9 protein-coding genes, 3 tRNA genes, 3 rRNA genes and 1 pseudogene are annotated in these 17,915 nt (G+C 59.0%); 6 read left to right on the top strand and 10 right to left on the bottom strand.

What is annotated here, in order from left to right:
* Positions 1–1,257 carry an aromatic ring-hydroxylating dioxygenase subunit alpha gene (locus tag AYM40_RS33160; protein WP_063500189.1) on the bottom strand — a complete coding sequence of 419 codons (1,257 nt, stop codon included), beginning with the start codon at positions 1,255–1,257 and terminating at the stop codon, positions 1–3.
* 41 nt (positions 1,258–1,298) lie between these two features.
* Positions 1,299–2,285 carry a 2Fe-2S iron-sulfur cluster-binding protein gene (locus AYM40_RS33165; RefSeq protein ID WP_063500190.1) on the bottom strand — a complete coding sequence of 329 codons (987 nt, stop codon included), beginning with the start codon at positions 2,283–2,285 and terminating at the stop codon, positions 1,299–1,301.
* 132 nt (positions 2,286–2,417) lie between these two features.
* Here AYM40_RS33165 and AYM40_RS33170 point away from each other — a divergent pair, with 132 nt between their 5' ends.
* The 5 genes from AYM40_RS33170 to AYM40_RS43335 all read left to right on the top strand — a co-directional run bounded on the left by AYM40_RS33170 (position 2,418) and on the right by AYM40_RS43335 (position 6,989).
* Complete coding sequence (locus tag AYM40_RS33170; RefSeq protein WP_063500191.1) at positions 2,418–3,320, top strand: LysR family transcriptional regulator; 903 nt, start codon at positions 2,418–2,420, stop codon at positions 3,318–3,320.
* Between the two features lie 133 nt (positions 3,321–3,453).
* Complete coding sequence (gene selD, locus AYM40_RS33175; RefSeq protein ID WP_063500869.1) at positions 3,454–4,518, top strand: selenide, water dikinase SelD; 1,065 nt, start codon at positions 3,454–3,456, stop codon at positions 4,516–4,518.
* A 176-nt stretch (positions 4,519–4,694) separates the two neighbouring features.
* Positions 4,695–5,762, top strand: coding sequence for a tRNA 2-selenouridine(34) synthase MnmH (gene mnmH, locus AYM40_RS33180; RefSeq protein WP_063500870.1), 1,068 nt, complete (start codon positions 4,695–4,697; stop codon positions 5,760–5,762).
* A 29-nt stretch (positions 5,763–5,791) separates the two neighbouring features.
* Entirely contained in the window at positions 5,792–6,847 is a 1,056-nt protein-coding gene (locus AYM40_RS33185; RefSeq protein WP_063500192.1) for a permease, read from the top strand.
* 7 nt (positions 6,848–6,854) lie between these two features.
* Positions 6,855–6,989, top strand: a complete 135-nt coding sequence (locus AYM40_RS43335; protein WP_256390490.1) for a hypothetical protein — start codon at positions 6,855–6,857, stop codon at positions 6,987–6,989.
* A gap of 14 nt (positions 6,990–7,003) precedes the next feature.
* Here AYM40_RS43335 and dhaK read toward each other — a convergent pair whose 3' ends face one another.
* The 8 genes and pseudogenes from dhaK to AYM40_RS33225 all read right to left on the bottom strand — a co-directional run bounded on the left by dhaK (position 7,004) and on the right by AYM40_RS33225 (position 15,114).
* Positions 7,004–8,710, bottom strand: coding sequence for a dihydroxyacetone kinase subunit DhaK (gene dhaK / locus AYM40_RS33190; RefSeq protein WP_063500193.1), 1,707 nt, complete (start codon positions 8,708–8,710; stop codon positions 7,004–7,006).
* Positions 8,711–9,061: 351 nt separating this feature from the next.
* Positions 9,062–9,138, bottom strand: a tRNA-Val gene (locus tag AYM40_RS33195).
* 144 nt (positions 9,139–9,282) lie between these two features.
* Positions 9,283–9,607, bottom strand: a pseudogene (locus AYM40_RS33200) (MlrC C-terminal domain-containing protein); the annotation flags it as partial.
* A gap of 124 nt (positions 9,608–9,731) precedes the next feature.
* A 5S ribosomal RNA gene (rrf, locus tag AYM40_RS33205) occupies positions 9,732–9,844 on the bottom strand.
* Between the two features lie 219 nt (positions 9,845–10,063).
* Positions 10,064–12,944 (bottom strand): 23S ribosomal RNA (locus tag AYM40_RS33210).
* A 340-nt stretch (positions 12,945–13,284) separates the two neighbouring features.
* A tRNA-Ala gene (locus AYM40_RS33215) sits at positions 13,285–13,360 on the bottom strand.
* Positions 13,361–13,442: 82 nt separating this feature from the next.
* Positions 13,443–13,519: transfer RNA gene (locus AYM40_RS33220), tRNA-Ile, on the bottom strand.
* Between the two features lie 64 nt (positions 13,520–13,583).
* A 16S ribosomal RNA gene (locus AYM40_RS33225) occupies positions 13,584–15,114 on the bottom strand.
* The 16S, 23S and 5S rRNA genes sit together here with 2 tRNA genes alongside, the layout of an rRNA operon.
* Positions 15,115–15,915: 801 nt before the next feature.
* Here AYM40_RS33225 and rpoD point away from each other — a divergent pair.
* On the top strand, positions 15,916–17,913 hold the full coding sequence (gene rpoD / locus AYM40_RS33230; protein ID WP_063500195.1) for an RNA polymerase sigma factor RpoD: 1,998 nt from the start codon (positions 15,916–15,918) through the stop codon (positions 17,911–17,913).
* Positions 17,914–17,915: the final 2 nt, after the last annotated feature.

Raw genomic sequence — 17,915 nt, forward strand, 5'->3', positions numbered from 1 at the left:
TCAGACCTCCATTACACGGCGCCAGTAGTCGTACATTCCACGAATCAGGGTCTCCGTGACCATGTGGTCCGAGTCCGCGACTTCGCGCCCTCCAAGTTCAGCGATGGTTCGATGGAATGGCTTCTGCTCGAAGCCCTCCTGCGAAAACTCGATGACTTCGCCGTCGTCGGCAGAAACAAAGCCTGCCGGGCCGAACAGGTTGGCTTGGCGCAGCCGCCGGCGCGTCATTTCTTCGCTATCGTCCTCGAATCCGAAGTGCGTCCAGACAAAGTCGAACGAGCCGTGACCATTCGGCTGAATGTGACGTGTGGAAAGCGAATTGACCTGTTGCTGGATGATGACGCTCGGGAACAAGGTCATGAGAACAGCCGTGGGACCGCCCCACCAAGGCTCATGTACGACGTCGAGGAAACGGTCGTCGTTGAGCGTCATCTGCTCCTTGAAACTGGACACGCCACTTGTGACTTCGCCCTTGCCGATCGAACCACGCGTCGAGATCATCGCAGCGTGACGGAACTGCTCGTCCATCTTGAGTTCGGACTTGTTGTCCGCGCGCCAGAGCCCGAACGTAACGAACCACGTATGCAGCAAGCCCGGGTGGTACGGGTCCTTGATGTTTTCCTGCATCAGTTTCCAGTTTCCTGGAATGCGCTGCCGGTTATAGCCATAGATCTTGAGCTTCCGGCCGTCGAATACGCGGTCGAAATAGCTGAGGATAGTTGGTCCCAGGTAGTCTTCGAGCGAAGGCGCGTCGTGATCGAACGACGCGAAAATGACGCCATTGCGCGTGACAACCTTCAGCTTCGTCAAGGCGTGTTGCTTAGGATCGAAGTCCGCCGGCATTCCCCCATTGATCTTTCCGTCTGCTTTCACACCACGACGGAAAGGCACGCCAACGAGATTACCCTTCAGGTCGTAGTTCCACTGGTGATATGGGCAGGTGAAATCCTTCCGGTTGCCGGACTTCTCACGACAGAAGCGCACGCCTCGGTGGGCGCACACGTTCTCCACCACGGCAACCTCCCCGTCGTTCGTCCGCGTGACGATGACCGAGCGCTCGCCGACCACGGTGCGCTTGAAGTCACCCGCATCAGGAATCTCTGCTTCAAGGCCCACGTAGCACCAATGGCCCGAATAAAAGAAGCGCTCAAGCTCCTTGCGATAGGTTGAATCGTCGGTATAGGCCCAGAACGGGATGCGGCTCGAGCCCTCTCCCTTCCATTCGGGCCGTGTAAAGATAATGGGGGCCTCATTCATGATTTGTCTCCAGATACGGAATTGATTGACAGCGTCGGCGTCTAGACGCCGCTCGCGTAAAAAGCATCCGCGTAGATATGATCCGGATCGACACCCTTCTGGCGCAACAGGATCGAAGCGGCGTCCACCATCACCGGTGCACCCGCCAGATAGGCGCGCCAGCCGGTCATGTCTTTCCAGTCAGCGTTCACCGCTTCGGTCACGACGCCTGTGCGATACAGGCTGTCTTTTGCGCCGGCCGCGACCACGACGTGCACGGTCAGGTTCGGCAACGCCTCGCGAATCTCATTGAGCCAACGAACGCCATAGACGTCCTCGGATGAACGAACGCCGAAATAGACGTGTACGGGGTTGCTCATGCGGGCATCGGCCATGCCGCGCAGGATCGAGAGAATAGGCGCTAGCCCCGTTCCTCCCGCGACACATACGATCGGGCCAGGATATTTTTTCCGCAGGTACGCTGTTCCGAGCGGACCGCTCAAACGCACTGCCTGTCCGACCGTGAGCTCTGCCGCCACATATGAGGTGACGCGGCCGCCCGGTACCAGACGAATGTGAAATTCGACTTCGTCCGAATTCGCTGTGACCGCCATCGAGTACGGCCTACTATGCTGCGGCGTGAATTGAAGAGTGGCGTACTGTCCCGGCGAGAATTCGAATGACTTCGACAGTGCGAGCCGCACCCGCTTGATGTCGTGCGTCAGGTCGTCGATCGCCACGACAGTCGCCTTGATGATCTTCGCTGGGTGCGCGACGATCTCGTCGACCTCCGGTATTTCGATCACACAGTCTTCCACGACCGTCGTCTGGCATGCCAACACCGATTGCCCGTTGGCGGCAGGCGAATTGGAATCAGTCGCGCCAGTGACAAGAACGTTTCCCGAAACGACACGGCAGCGGCACGTACCGCATCGGCCGGCCATGCAACTGTACGAAACCGGAATTTGATTGTTGCGCAGGGCTTCCAGCAAATTTTCGCCCGAACGTACATCGAGCGTGCGCTGAAGCGGCAGGATTGAAACTTGCATGGAACCAGTGTCTCCGAGCTGGACAACGTATGGCTTTATGATGCTTGGAAAGGCAAAATTGATAAATAGAAGTTTCTTGATATGACATATCACCAATATCAATAATGCTTGTCAGGCTTTCGGAGACACGAGATGGAACTTCAGGACATCGACCTCAACCTGCTCGTCGTATTCAATGAACTACTGCGGCAGCGACGCGTGTCGGCCGTTGCGACCAGCCTTGGCATATCCCAGCCGGCGATCAGTAACGCGCTCAACCGGCTCAGAAAGGTACTCGGCGACGAGCTCTTTCTTCGCACCTCCAAAGGCATGGTGCCCACTCCGTTCGCCGAGACACTCGCCGAGCCGATCGGCTATGCGCTGGGCACGATTCACAACACGCTGAACGTGACGCCTGAATTCGACCCCGCCTCGACCTCTCGCGCATTCACGATTGCGATGACCGACATCGGCGAAATCTATTTTCTTCCGGGTCTAATGAAGCGACTCGCACTCGTGGCACCCGGAATCACGATAAGCACTGTGCGAGATCAATCCGACACGCTGCGTGACGAAATGGAACGCGGCGCGGTCGATCTCGCGATCGGGTTTCTGCCTGATCTCAAGACGGCCTTCTTTCAGCGACGGCTATTTCGCCAGCGTTACGTCTGCCTGTTCCGGAAAGGGCACCCTTTCGCGGAATCCGGTCTGACGATGAAGTCATTTCTCAACGCCGAGCATGTTTCCATCATCGCGGAGGGCACCGGACATGGCATGGTCGATACGGCGATCCAGCGCGCAGGGGTGCAAAGAAATGTGCGGCTGCGGGTGCCCCACTTCGTAGCTGTCGGACATATCGTGCAAGAGACGGACTTGATCGCCGTGGTCCCGGAGGCCTATGCGGCCCGGACCCTTGCGCCGTTCGATCTGCTGAGTGCGCCATGCCCGGTCAGAATTCCGGACATCACTGTCAATGTCTTATGGCATGCGAGGAATCATCGCGAGCCGAGCAATCAATGGCTGCGCCAACTCGTGTTCGACGAATTCGCCGTCTAGCCTCGACTGTGCGTGAAAATCCACGATGCCGTTCGTGTACTGCACGATCGCGCCCGGCGAAGGACACGCCATGCCGACGCCATACCGAAACAACCATCATAATGTCGTCATTCAGAGCCTGAAATCCGCACCAATGACCGATACCACCGCAAACACCATTCAGTCGCCCCGCCTGACCAGCTTGTCGCACGGCGGAGGCTGCGGCTGCAAGATCGCCCCCGGCCTGCTCGCCGATCTGCTCAAGCGCAGCGCGCCGCTGCCGTTCTTTCCCGATCTGCTGGTCGGCAACGATACCGCCGACGACGCCGCCGTCTACAGGCTCAACGACGAGCAGGCGATCGTCGCCACCACCGACTTCTTCATGCCGATCGTCGACGACCCATTCGACTTCGGCCGCATCGCCGCCACCAACGCGCTGTCCGACGTCTACGCCATGGGCGGCAAACCAATCATGGCGCTGGCGATCGTCGGCATGCCGATCAATGTGTTGCCGCACGACGTAATCGCGGCGGTGCTGAAGGGCGGCGAGTCCGTCTGCGCCGAAGCTGGCATTCCCCTCGCCGGCGGACATTCGATCGATTCGGTGGAACCCATTTACGGCCTGGTTGCGATCGGCGTGGTCGATCCGCGGCGTGTCAAACGCAATGCCGGCGCGCAGGGGGGCGACGTGCTGATCCTCGGCAAGCCGCTGGGCGTGGGCGTGCTGTCGGCGGCGTTGAAGAAAGACCGGCTCGATTCAAACGGCTATGCGGCGATGATCGCAGCCACGACCAAACTCAACCGGCCGGGCGCGGCGCTGTCCGCGCTCGACGGCGTGCATGCCCTCACGGACATCACCGGCTTTGGCTTGCTGGGCCATACGCTGGAATTGGCCCGCGGTTCGAATCTGACCGCCCGTGTGCGCTATGCGGATTTGCCTTGGCTGCCGGATGTGGCCAGCTTCGCCCAGGCCGGCATTTTTACCGGCGCTTCGGGGCGCAACTGGGACGCTTACGGCAAGGACATCGCTTTGCCGGCCTCGTTGCCGCCGACGGCCCGCACCCTGCTCACCGATCCGCAAACCTCGGGCGGTCTCCTGGTGTCGTGCGCGCCAGAAGCCGTCGACGAGGTGCTCGCCCTGTTCCGCGCCGACGGTTTCGACGAGGCGTGCGTGATCGGCGAAATGGTCAGTGGAGAACGGCGAGTCGAGGTGATTTGAGGCGCGGGTGGGTTGATGGGCAAGGCAAGGCACGAGCCTGGCAGATGGATTGGCATTTCGCCCGATACATGGGCTGGCACATAGCTTGAAAGCGGCACGGAGCGGCTCGCCAGCCGGCTTTGACGGCGCATGCGATAATTTCGCTTCTCCCGCCGGTCCGTTTCGCCCGTAACCCCTTGAAAAACCTACTCGTCAGCCTCGATCAAGCCGGTGATTTCGACGAAATCATCGATGTGCGCACACCTCTCGAATTCGCCGAGGATCACATTCCGGGCGCGCTCAACGCGCCTGTTCTGAGCAACGAAGAGCGGGTTCTGGTCGGCACGACCTACAAGCAGGTCTCGCCGTTCGAAGGCACGCGGATCGGCGCGGCGCTGGTTGCGCGCAACATCGCACATCACCTGGAAACGACGTTTGCCGACCGGCCGCGCAACTGGCGGCCGCTGATCTACTGCTGGCGCGGCGGGAAACGCTCGGGTTCGGTCACGACGCTCTTCAATATGATCGGCTGGCAGGCACGTCAGCTGGACGGCGGTTACAAAGGCTACCGGCGCGCGACGCTGGACACCCTCGAATCGTTGCCGAAGACGTTCCGCTACATCGCGCTGGTCGGCCCGACAGGCAGCGGCAAGACGCGTCTGCTCGAAGCGCTGCATCAGGCCGGGGCGCAAATACTGGACCTCGAAGCGCTGGCAGCCCATCGCGGCTCGCTATTAGGTGCGTGGGCGGGCGTTGCGCAGCCTTCGCAAAAGCGCTTCGACACGCTGCTGGTCGGCGCGCTGCGCACATTCGATCCCAAACGGCCGGTTTTCGTCGAAGCGGAGAGCCGGCGGATCGGTTCGATTGCCCTGCCGCTCGCGCTCCTCGAAACGTTCCACCAGGGCGCCTGCGTCGAAGTGTTGTCGAGCCACGCAGACCGCGCGGCCTTCCTGCTGCACGACTACGCGCATCTGTTCGACGATCCCGAATCGCTAAAAGCGCAACTGCAGAAGATGATCGGTCTGCATAGCCGGGAGCGTGTCGCGGGCTGGCAACGCCTCGTCGATGAAAATAGCCGGGCCGAACTCGCTCGCGAGCTGATCGAACAGCATTATGATCCGGCGTACGCGCGCAGCAGCCACCAGCATTTCGTCCAGTTGCCGCACGCGTTGCAAATGAATTTTCGGCCCAATGGGGCCGATGTCGTTGAGCAGGCAAAGGCGCTCCTTGCTCAACTCGATAACAGCGCGCTCGCTGTCATCTGATTAATAACTAACGTCCAAGACCCTCCATCATGCAATCAACCCTTCGGCAGCCCCGTGTCGCCCTTGGCTGGATCGTGTTTCTGCTGATCGCCGTCGTCGGCCTCTTCTATGTGAAGTGGTTCCCGTACTACAACCGCGCCTTCGTCGCCGCGAGCCAGCATTCCATCGGCAAATCGATCCTGATGGGCGCGTCGTCGAGCGCACCGCCGGCCTCATGGCAGGCGGCCATCGATTACGCGCTGGCTTACGGCAAGGCGATCTGGCAAGCCATGGTGCTCGGCCTTCTGCTGGGCTCGGCGGTGCAGGCGCTGATTCCGCCGCAGTGGGTCGCGCGTGCGCTCGGCCGGACCGACTTCAGCAGCGTGGTGAAGGGCGGCCTGATGTCGTTGCCGGGCATGATGTGCACGTGCTGCGCGGCGCCGGTCGTGGCCGGCTTGCGCGCCCGTCAGGCGGCGCCGGGCGCGGCGATCGCGTTCTGGCTGGGCAACACGGCTCTCAATCCGGCCACGCTGATCTTCATGGGCTTCGTGCTCGGCTGGCAATGGATGGGTTTGCGGCTCGCCTTGGGCCTCGTGATGGTGTTCGGCCTCGGCTATCTGGTGAACCGGATGGTTACGCCGAAGGAGGCCGAAGCATCGCGCGAAGCGATGGCGCAACTCGTTTCCACCGACGAACCAGGCACCGCGTTCACGCGCTGGGTGAAAATCCTCGGCACCATGACGCTGCGGCTGATTCCCGAATACATCGTGCTGGTGCTGATTCTCGGCGCGGCGCGGGCATGGCTGTTTCCGCACATCGGACCCAGCATCGATAACAGCCTGCTGTGGATCGTCGCTTTGGCGATCGCCGGAACGTTGTTCGTGATTCCGACCGCGGGCGAAGTGCCGATCATTCAGGCCATGCTCTCCTTCGGCATGGCCGCCGGCCCGGCCGGCGCTTTGCTGATGACGCTGCCGCTGATCAGCGTGCCGTCTATGGCGATGCTCGGCCGCTCGTTTCCGACGCGCGTGCTGACGGTGGTGACGCTGGCGGTCGTGGTTTGCGGGGTTATCAGCGGGTTGCTGGCTATCGTATTGGGGTTTTAAATCAGTTATGAAACACATTGCAGCATTTTCCGCCGCGACCTGGTCGGCCGCGGCCATTCTTTACTTCGGGCAACACTCGGTATCGCTGATCGTCTTGAGCGGCATCGTCGCACTGGCTGGCTTCGATCTATTCCGGCCGTAGCCGGACTTCACGGCTCAAGGAACCAGCGCCGCGCGAATCGCAGCGAGCCACAACGCCACGGCATGTGCACCAGGGTCCGCGTAACCGAGTGCGCGATCGCCGACATAACTTGAGCGCCCGCGCCGCGGATGCATCGACGCGGTTTGCGCCGCACCTTCGGTTGCTGCATCGACCGCGGCTTTCAATGCCGCGTCGAGCCCGGTTTCTGACTTTGAGAGCGCGGCTTGCAACCCGTCGGCGGCAGGTTTCAGCGCATCGACCATTGTGCGATCGCCCGGATGCGCACCGCCTAACGCCATCAATCCGGCGACACCCTCACTGAACGCCGCCGACCACGCCTTCGCCGACGCTCCGCCCGCCTGGTCGAGCGCGACCGCGCCGCGCAACAACATCACCGCGTAAAGCGGGCCCGAAGTGCCACCGACCACGCGCCGGATCGTTGCGGACATGCTGCGCAATACCGCACCCGGTGTTGTTTCCGCAGGATAAGCATCGAGTTCATTGAGAATGCCGCGCGCCCCACGCGACAGGCTGATGCCGAGGTCGCCATCGCCGACGCGTTGATCCATGTCGGTCAAGATCGGCTCGGCTTCGAGCAGGCTCGCGCAAACGGCTTCGATCACGCGGCGCATCGTGGCTTCTCGCGTGAGCGTCGCGCCGTTTTTACGATCCGGCGTGGCGGGTGCGGGCCGCACGGAAACCTGCGCGACGCGTCCGCTCAACGCGGGCCATGCGGTGGTGTGCGCGGCGGCGTCGAGCCAGCCAAGCCGCTCATCGTCCGCGCGCAGCAATGTCAGCGAGACGCCCGCCATCTCGAGCGCGCTCAGGAACGTGCCGGCCCACGCACGTTCCACATGGATGCCGCGTGCCGCCAGATAACGCAGCGCGGACCCGGCCACGATGTTCAATTCGCTCGAAGGCGTCCCGCCGAGATTGTTCACCAGCAAAGCTACCCGCGCACCAGATTGCAACGACAAGTCGCCGACGATCTTCGCGAGCAGCCTTTCGACGATCACATCTGCTGGTTCCATCGCGCCGCGCTCTACACCGGGTTCGCCGTGAATGCCGAGACCCCATTCGATCTCGCCGTCGGCCAGCTCGAAACCGGGCTTGCCCGCCGCCGGCACCGTGCACGGCGTGAGCGCGACACCCATCGTGCCGAGCGAGGCGGCCACGTCGCGCGCAATCTGTGCAACCTCGGCCAACGGGCGTCCCGCTGCGGCAGCCGCGCCGGCGATCTTGTGAACCAGCACGGTCCCCGCAAGCCCGCGACGGCCCGCATGGTCACCGCTCGCCGCCAAGGCGACGTCGTCGGCGACGATGACCATTTCAGTGGGGATTCCCTCGGCACGCGCAATCTCGGCGGCAAGGCCGAAGTTGAAGCGGTCGCCCGTGTAGTTCTTCACGATCAGCAGGACGCCCGCAGTGCCGGCTACTGCGCGGATCGCGTCGAGCACGGCATCCGTGGAGGGCGACGTGAACACTTCGCCCGCTACCGCGGCGCTCAGCATGCCATGACCTACGTAACCGCCATGAGCCGGTTCGTGGCCCGAGCCGCCACCCGAGATCAGCGCGACTTCTCCGCGCGCGGCAACAGCCTCGGCGTCGGCGCGCACGACGATCGTGCTGCCTTGCAACAACAAGAGATTGGGATTGAGCGCCGCGAGTCCGTCGAGCATGTCCGGGACAACCGCGGAGACCTCGTTGATGAGCTTCTTCATTGCGTCAGCTTCCTTTTAAGCCGCCGGCCCTGTGTTCCGAGCTCACGGCAGTTTATGCAGTTGCGAGACCTGGAGGCTCAACTGTACCGCGCATTGCGACGTGAAGCGGCGACGGTACCGGCGCACATGCCTCGGCATACTGACCAGCGTGCGCTAGTGAAAACGCATCGACATGCGAAGACCGCAGCCGCGCGAAGGCATCAACGAACGAGTCGGACAGTGGCGAAATACAGGCAATGCAGAAGGGGGAGACTGACAGGACAGCCGCACGATGACAATGTGCGCCGATGTGATGCGCGAACAGGACAGTAGGCGAAAGCGGAGCCGCTTTCGTCTACGTCACTGATGCGTTGGTAGGCTCGATTGGATTCGAACCAACGACCCCCACCATGTCAAGGTGGTGCTCTAACCAACTGAGCTACGAGCCTTTAGAGGCGCGAATTATAGAGACTCATTGCGCGTCGCACAACCCCACACGGCAAGTATGTTCTCGAGCGGGGGTCCATCGGTTCGTCGCGCAGTGAGTCGCGCGGTTCGGCGGTGAACTTGCTTCAGTTCGTCGACACCCAGTCGCCGAGATCCCATGGTTCGTGCGTGTGCTCCGTCATCACGAGCTTGACCGTGCCGGTGTCGAGCACCGCGCGCCCCATGAACGCACGCTGGCGCGTATAGGTCGGGCCGCTGATCACGTATTTGCCATTGGTTAGCGCACGCGCTACGCCGGTCACGGCAAGCGGCCGCTGCGGGGTCTCCGCGCGGCTTGCGACCTTGTTGCAGACCGTCACCGTGCTGCCGACGCCCTGCTGCCATCAGCGCCGCGACCGCCTGCGGATCGCACAACGGCCCGCTGACGATCCCTTCGAGCTTCTGCTTGAGCGCCTCCTCCAGCAGATCGATCGCGACGCTAATACACGGCGCCTCGATATCGGCTAGCGAGAAGCCGGAATTTACCGCCGCTTTTTACGGCCGTAAACGCAAAAACCCCACCTTTGTGGGGTGGGGTTTCTGGACATGCTGGGGAGCCTGACGATTACCTACTTTCACACGGGAATCCGCACTATCATCGGCGTGGAGTCGTTTCACGGTCCTGTTCGGGATGGGAAGGGGTGGGACCGACTCGCTATGGTCATCAGGCATGACTTGTTGTCGTGTTGACTTTGTCAACACAACCAATCTGGAAGAAGTAGTTTCTGGTGATGCTCACCAGAGGAGCTTTCAGCAAGCTCGGGCTGTGTTGTTCGAGGCACAACATCGATCTCAACCTGTGCATGTGGTCTCAAGACCCTGCGCATGGCGCAGGGTGGGCATCCATAAGTGCTGAAGCACTAACGGCTGCCGACACACACCTGTTATAGGATCAAGCCTTACGGGCAATTAGTATCAGTTAGCTTAACGCATTACTGCGCTTCCACACCTGACCTATCAACGTCCTGGTCTTGAACGACCCTTCAAGGGGCTCGAAGCCCCGGGGATATCTCATCTTAAGGCGAGTTTCCCGCTTAGATGCTTTCAGCGGTTATCTCTTCCGAACATAGCTACCCGGCGATGCCACTGGCGTGACAACCGGTACACCAGAGGTTCGTCCACTCCGGTCCTCTCGTACTAGGAGCAGCCCCCTTCAAATATCCAGCGCCCACGGCAGATAGGGACCAAACTGTCTCACGACGTTTTAAACCCAGCTCACGTACCTCTTTAAATGGCGAACAGCCATACCCTTGGGACCGGCTACAGCCCCAGGATGAGATGAGCCGACATCGAGGTGCCAAACACCGCCGTCGATATGAACTCTTGGGCGGTATCAGCCTGTTATCCCCAGAGTACCTTTTATCCGTTGAGCGATGGCCCTTCCATACAGAACCACCGGATCACTATGACCTGCTTTCGCACCTGCTCGACTTGTCGGTCTCGCAGTTAAGCACGCTTATGCCATTGCACTATCAGCACGATTTCCGACCGTACCTAGCGTACCTTCGTACTCCTCCGTTACACTTTGGGAGGAGACCGCCCCAGTCAAACTGCCTACCATGCACTGTCCCCGATCCGGATCACGGACCAAGGTTAGAACCTCAAACAAACCAGGGTGGTATTTCAAGGGCGGCTCCACGCAGACTGGCGTCCACGCTTCAAAGCCTCCCACCTATCCTACACAGACCGGTTCAAAGTCCAATGCAAAGCTACAGTAAAGGTTCATGGGGTCTTTCCGTCTAGCCGCGGGGAGATTGCATCATCACAAACACTTCAACTTCGCTGAGTCTCGGGAGGAGACAGTGTGGCCATCGTTACGCCATTCGTGCAGGTCGGAACTTACCCGACAAGGAATTTCGCTACCTTAGGACCGTTATAGTTACGGCCGCCGTTTACCGGGACTTCAATCAAGAGCTTGCACCCCATCATTTAATCTTCCGGCACCGGGCAGGCGTCACACCCTATACGTCCACTTTCGTGTTTGCAGAGTGCTGTGTTTTTATTAAACAGTCGCAGCCACCAGTTTATTGCAACCCCTTCACCCTTCTGGCGCAGGCCAGTCAGGCTACAGGGGCGTACCTTATCCCGAAGTTACGGTACCAATTTGCCGAGTTCCTTCTCCCGAGTTCTCTCAAGCGCCTTAGAATACTCATCTCGCCCACCTGTGTCGGTTTGCGGTACGGTCTTGTTAAACTGAAGCTTAGAGGCTTTTCTTGGAACCACTTCCAGTTGCTTCGTGACCTAGATCACTCGTCCCATGCCCTTGAATTCCGCGCCCGGATTTGCCTAAGCGCCTTCTCCAACACAGGAACCGGGACTTCCAACACCCGGACAACCTTCCGCGATCCGTCCCCCCATCGCATTTAACAATGGTGCAGGAATATTAACCTGCTTCCCATCAGCTACGCATTTCTGCCTCGCCTTAGGGGCCGACTCACCCTACGCCGATGAACGTTGCGTAGGAAACCTTGGGCTTACGGCGAGGGGGCCTTTCACCCCCTTTATCGCTACTCATGTCAGCATTCGCACTTCCGATACCTCCAGCGCACTTTTCAATGCACCTTCGCAGGCTTACGGAACGCTCTCCTACCATGCACATAAATGTGCATCCGCAGCTTCGGTATATTGCTTAGCCCCGTTACATCTTCCGCGCAGGACGACTCGATCAGTGAGCTATTACGCTTTCTTTAAAGGATGGCTGCTTCTAAGCCAACCTCCTGACTGTTTTAGCCTTCCCACTTCGTTTCCCACTTAGCAATATTTGGGGACCTTAGCTGGCGGTCTGGGTTGTTTCCCTCTTGACACCGGACGTTAGCACCCGATGTCTGTCTCCCGTGATTGCACTCTTCGGTATTCGGAGTTTGCTATGGCGTAGTAATCCGCAATGGACCCCACAACCATGACAGTGCTCTACCCCCGAAGGTGATACACGAGGCACTACCTAAATAGTTTTCGGAGAGAACCAGCTATTTCCAGGTTTGTTTAGCCTTTCACCCCTATCCACAGCTCATCCCCTAACTTTTCAACGTTAGTGGGTTCGGACCTCCAGTACGTGTTACCGCACCTTCATCCTGGCCATGGATAGATCACCTGGTTTCGGGTCTACACCCAGCGACTGAACGCCCTGTTCGGACTCGCTTTCGCTACGCCTGCCCTAATCGGTTAAGCTTGCCACTGAATGTAAGTCGCTGACCCATTATACAAAAGGTACGCCGTCACCCTCTTTCAAAGGCTCCGACTGTTTGTATGCATGCGGTTTCAGGATCTATTTCACTCCCCTCCCGGGGTTCTTTTCGCCTTTCCCTCACGGTACTGGTTCACTATCGGTCGATCACGAGTATTTAGCCTTGGAGGATGGTCCCCCCATCTTCAGACAGGATTTCACGTGTCCCGCCCTACTTGTCGTACACCTAGTTCTTCCCCGCTGTTTTCGTCTACAGGGCTATCACCTGCTATGGCGGCACTTTCCAGAGCCTTCGACTAACAATGAAGATAAAGAGTACAGGCTGATCCCATTTCGCTCGCCACTACTCTGGGAATCTCGGTTGATTTCTTTTCCTGCGGTTACTTAGATGTTTCAGTTCACCGCGTTCGCTTCGCATAGCCTATGTATTCAGCTATGGATACTCCATAAGGAGTGGGTTTCCCCATTCGGATATCGGTGGATCAAAGCTCGTTTGCCAGCTCCCCACCGCTTTTCGCAGGCTACCGCGTCCTTCATCGCCTGTGATCGCCAAGGCATCCACCACATGCACTTGTTCGCTTGACCCTATAACGGGTGTGTCTCATGTCGCATCCACTGGGAATGCAACGCTCGCCACAATCGCTACAGGTTGAGTATTCGTGTTGCGCCGTATTCCAAAGCGATCTTTCGATCACCTTTTCATACATTGATACAATCACAACCCTGATTCACCTACTCGATCACCCATCTCTAAGTGATCTTTCGTGAATCTCTTTACTACTTCTTCCTGATTGTTAAAGAACGACAGCCGATATCGCGGTTGCTATAACCACGTATCACTCTGACTGGCTCAATCGCCAATGCTTGTTTCACTACACCGCCAACGTCTTTCAACGTGCGCCGCAGATAAACCAGCATTGAAGATTGGTGGAGGATGACGGGATCGAACCGACGACCCCCTGCTTGCAAAGCAGGTGCTCTCCCAGCTGAGCTAATCCCCCAGTCACACAGATATCAATACATCCCTATCCGTACTGATCTACTCAGGGGTTTCAGTCATTAGCGCAGCCACCGCAGAAACAGTGGTGGGTCTGGATGGATTCGAACCATCGACCCCCGCCTTATCAAGACGGTGCTCTAACCAACTGAGCTACAGACCCCTGAGTCTGTCTTGTTCACAGCCGATAAGCGTGAGCGCTCAACGCATTGACACGTTAGCTCGAGAAAGGAGGTGATCCAGCCGCACCTTCCGATACGGCTACCTTGTTACGACTTCACCCCAGTCATGAATCCTACCGTGGTGACCGTCCTCCTTGCGGTTAGACTAGCCACTTCTGGTAAAACCCACTCCCATGGTGTGACGGGCGGTGTGTACAAGACCCGGGAACGTATTCACCGCGGCATGCTGATCCGCGATTACTAGCGATTCCAGCTTCACGCACTCGAGTTGCAGAGTGCGATCCGGACTACGATCGGTTTTCTGGGATTGGCTCCCCCTCGCGGGTTGGCGACCCTCTGTTCCGACCATTGTATGACGTGTGAAGCCCTACCCATAAGGGCCATGAGGACTTGACGTCATCCCCACCTTCCTCCGGTTTGTCACCGGCAGTCTCCCTAGAGTGCTCTTGCGTAGCAACTAGGGACAAGGGTTGCGCTCGTTGCGGGACTTAACCCAACATCTCACGACACGAGCTGACGACAGCCATGCAGCACCTGTGTTATGGCTCCCTTTCGGGCACTCCCACCTCTCAGCAGGATTCCATACATGTCAAGGGTAGGTAAGGTTTTTCGCGTTGCATCGAATTAATCCACATCATCCACCGCTTGTGCGGGTCCCCGTCAATTCCTTTGAGTTTTAATCTTGCGACCGTACTCCCCAGGCGGTCAACTTCACGCGTTAGCTACGTTACTAAGTCAATGAAGACCCAACAACTAGTTGACATCGTTTAGGGCGTGGACTACCAGGGTATCTAATCCTGTTTGCTCCCCACGCTTTCGTGCATGAGCGTCAGTATTGGCCCAGGGGGCTGCCTTCGCCATCGGTATTCCTCCACATCTCTACGCATTTCACTGCTACACGTGGAATTCTACCCCCCTCTGCCATACTCTAGCCCGCCAGTCACAAATGCAGTTCCCAGGTTAAGCCCGGGGATTTCACATCTGTCTTAGCGGACCGCCTGCGCACGCTTTACGCCCAGTAATTCCGATTAACGCTTGCACCCTACGTATTACCGCGGCTGCTGGCACGTAGTTAGCCGGTGCTTATTCTTCCGGTACCGTCATCCCCCCACCATATTAGGGCGGAGGTTTTCTTTCCGGACAAAAGTGCTTTACAACCCGAAGGCCTTCTTCACACACGCGGCATTGCTGGATCAGGCTTTCGCCCATTGTCCAAAATTCCCCACTGCTGCCTCCCGTAGGAGTCTGGGCCGTGTCTCAGTCCCAGTGTGGCTGGTCGTCCTCTCAGACCAGCTACAGATCGTCGCCTTGGTAGGCCTTTACCCCACCAACTAGCTAATCTGCCATCGGCCGCCCCTGTAGCGGGAGGTCCTAAGATCCCCCCCTTTCCTCCGTAGAGCGTATGCGGTATTAATCCGGCTTTCGCCGGGCTATCCCCCACTACAGGACACGTTCCGATGTATTACTCACCCGTTCGCCACTCGCCACCAGGGTTGCCCCCGTGCTGCCGTTCGACTTGCATGTGTAAGGCATGCCGCCAGCGTTCAATCTGAGCCAGGATCAAACTCTTCAGTTCAAACCTGTTACTGTTTTTCGGGCTCTTGCGAACCCGGTCGCTCACTCAACGTACTGACGAATGATCATCCTGCCGGCGTGAATTCACCCCAGCAGGAAAACCTTCCTTTAATACTAGTGTGAGACTTGATACTTTCGCTTCCCGGCAGACTCCGAAGAACCCACCGGCGCGTCGCGCATCAAGCGCCCACACTTATCGGCTGTTAATTTTTAAAGATCGAGTACGCATTCACTACCGAACCAGCACCGCGTTGCATCACATCACAACCACCCGGCACCGCTTCGTTCTGCGTCGCTGCATCAGCAGCAGAGAAACGAGATTATGAAGAACGACCGACAGGTCGTCAACCCCCTTTTGTGAATTTTCTTTTGGGCAAGTGAGATTTGGCGGCAAAACATGCGCACCACTATATGTAGCAAGATCGACGGCAATCATTCCGTCGTGCGAGAGCGACCGACTTCGCCTATAGTTAAGAGCCTGCATACGCGCACGGCGAGCAGTTGAAGTGCCGCCTTCCGCCCCCACCTGAACGTAAGGATGACAGGCGATGAAGGCACCTGCGGCAGGAGAGCACGACAAAAGGTGTGCTCATAATGAGCGCAAAAGCGCAAGGTCGTATATAATGCGAGCCGCGCGAATTTCGCGCATTTCTATCGGCCCGCTTCGTGCGGGCTCATCTTTTTTGCTCCCCAGAGCACAGCCAAACAACCGCGTTGAGTCACTCAGGTGATGTTGAGCCATGCTCGAAACGCCTGACGGTAGCGTCTTGCGTCTCAAAGCGAAGCCTCTAGAGGAGAATACGTGAACCCTTTTGATCGCGAAGATTCGCAACACGAAACTGCCGGATACACCGCCAAGGTGCCCGCTGGCCGTACGGCCAAGGGCAAAGGCGCAGGCAAAGCGATCCCCGTAGCGGCTGAACTGCCGCCGCAACAAGCCGAAGAGCGCCAGCGCCAGATGCGCGCGCTGATCCAGCTGGGCAAGGAGCAGGGCTACCTGACCCACGCGCAGATCAACGACCACCTGCCCGACAACTTCGCGCAGACGGCGGCGATCGACAGCATCGTCAGCGCCTTCAACGACATGGGCGTGCAGGTCTATGAGCAGGCTCCGGATGCAGAAACCCTGCTGCTCAATTCGAACACCCCCGCTGTAGTGTCGGACGATCAGGCAGACGAGGAAACCGAAGTCGCGTTGTCGACCGTCGATTCCGAGTTCGGCCGTACGACTGACCCCGTGCGCATGTACATGCGCGAAATGGGCGCAACCGAGCTGCTGACCCGCGCGGGCGAAATCGCGATTGCGAAGCGCATCGAAGACGGTCTTCACGAAATGGTGCAGGCGATTGCCGCTTGCCCCCTCGCGATCTCCGCGATTCTGGCCAGCGCCCAACAGGTCGTGGACGGCGAAATGCGCATTGACGAACTGGTCGACGGTCTGAATGAAGACACGGCCACCGCGGAAGACGCGAGCGCGGACGCCGTGGCGGACGTTGACACCGAAGCGACCGACGATGACGACAGCGATAGCGAAGACGACGACGATGCCGGTCCGGCCGACTCCTCGGCAGCGGACGAAGCACGTCTGAAGCAACTCACGAGCGACTGCCTCGAAATCTTCACCCAGGTTGGCATCCTGTCCGATCAGATGAACGCTTCGCACACGCGCGGCGACGTCAGCTCGAAGGCTTACCTGCGCGCCCGCGAAGAGATCCAGCAGCACCTCGCGAAGATTCGCTTCACGGCTCGCACGATCGACCGCCTGTGCGGCGACGTGCAAAGCCAGGTCGCGCAGGTTCGCGCGATCGAGCGCAACATTCTGCAAATCGTCGTGACGAAGAGCGGTATGCCGCGCGAGCAGTTCATCGAATCTTTCAAGGGCCACGAAGCCGACCTCGGTTGGACCGAGCGTGCCGCGCGCGGCTCGTCGTCGTTCGGTGCAGCGCTGGAGCGCCATCTGCCGGCAATCCAGTCGGAACAGCAAAAGCTGATCGAGATCGAGGCGACCGTTTCGCTGCCGCTCAAGCATCTGAAAGAGATCAATCGTCAGATGGTCGCGGCCGAGTCGAAGATGCGCAAGGCCAAGAGCGAGATGATCGAGGCGAATCTGCGTCTCGTAATCTCGATCGCGAAGAAGTACGTGAACCGCGGCATGCTGTTCCTCGACCTGATCCAGGAAGGCAATATCGGTTTGATGAAGGCGGTGGACAAGTTCGAATACCGCCGCGGCTGGAAGTTTTCGACGTATGCAACCTGGTGGGTTCGCCAGGCCGTAACGCGCTCGCTAGCCGACCAGGCGCGCACGATTCGCGTGCCGGTGCACATGATCGAAACGATCAACAAGCTCAACCGTATTTCGCGCGAGATCCTGCAGCAGACCGGTCAGGAAGCCCATCCGTCGGTGCTGGCTGAACGCATGGAACTGTCGGAAGAGAAAGTGCGCGGCATTCTGAAGATCGCCAAGCAGCCGGTGTCGATGGAAACGCCGGTCGGCGACGACGGCGACGCCACGCTCGGCGACATGATCGAAGATTCGGCCGCTTCCTCGCCGGCCGACGCAGCGATGCAGGCCGACTTGCGCGCCGCCATCGACGACGCGCTCGACTCGCTGTCGCCGCGCGAAGCGAAGGTGCTGCGTATGCGCTACGGCATCAACACGAAGTCGGACCACACGCTTGAAGAAGTCGGCAAGCAGTTCGACGTCACGCGCGAGCGGATTCGTCAGATCGAGAGCAAGGCAATGCGTAAGCTGATGCATCCGAGCCGCGCAGACCGTCTGAAGTCGTTCCTCGACCGTTAAGC

It is taken from the genome of Paraburkholderia phytofirmans OLGA172, from assembly GCF_001634365.1.
Classification (GTDB): Bacteria; Pseudomonadota; Gammaproteobacteria; order Burkholderiales; family Burkholderiaceae; genus Paraburkholderia.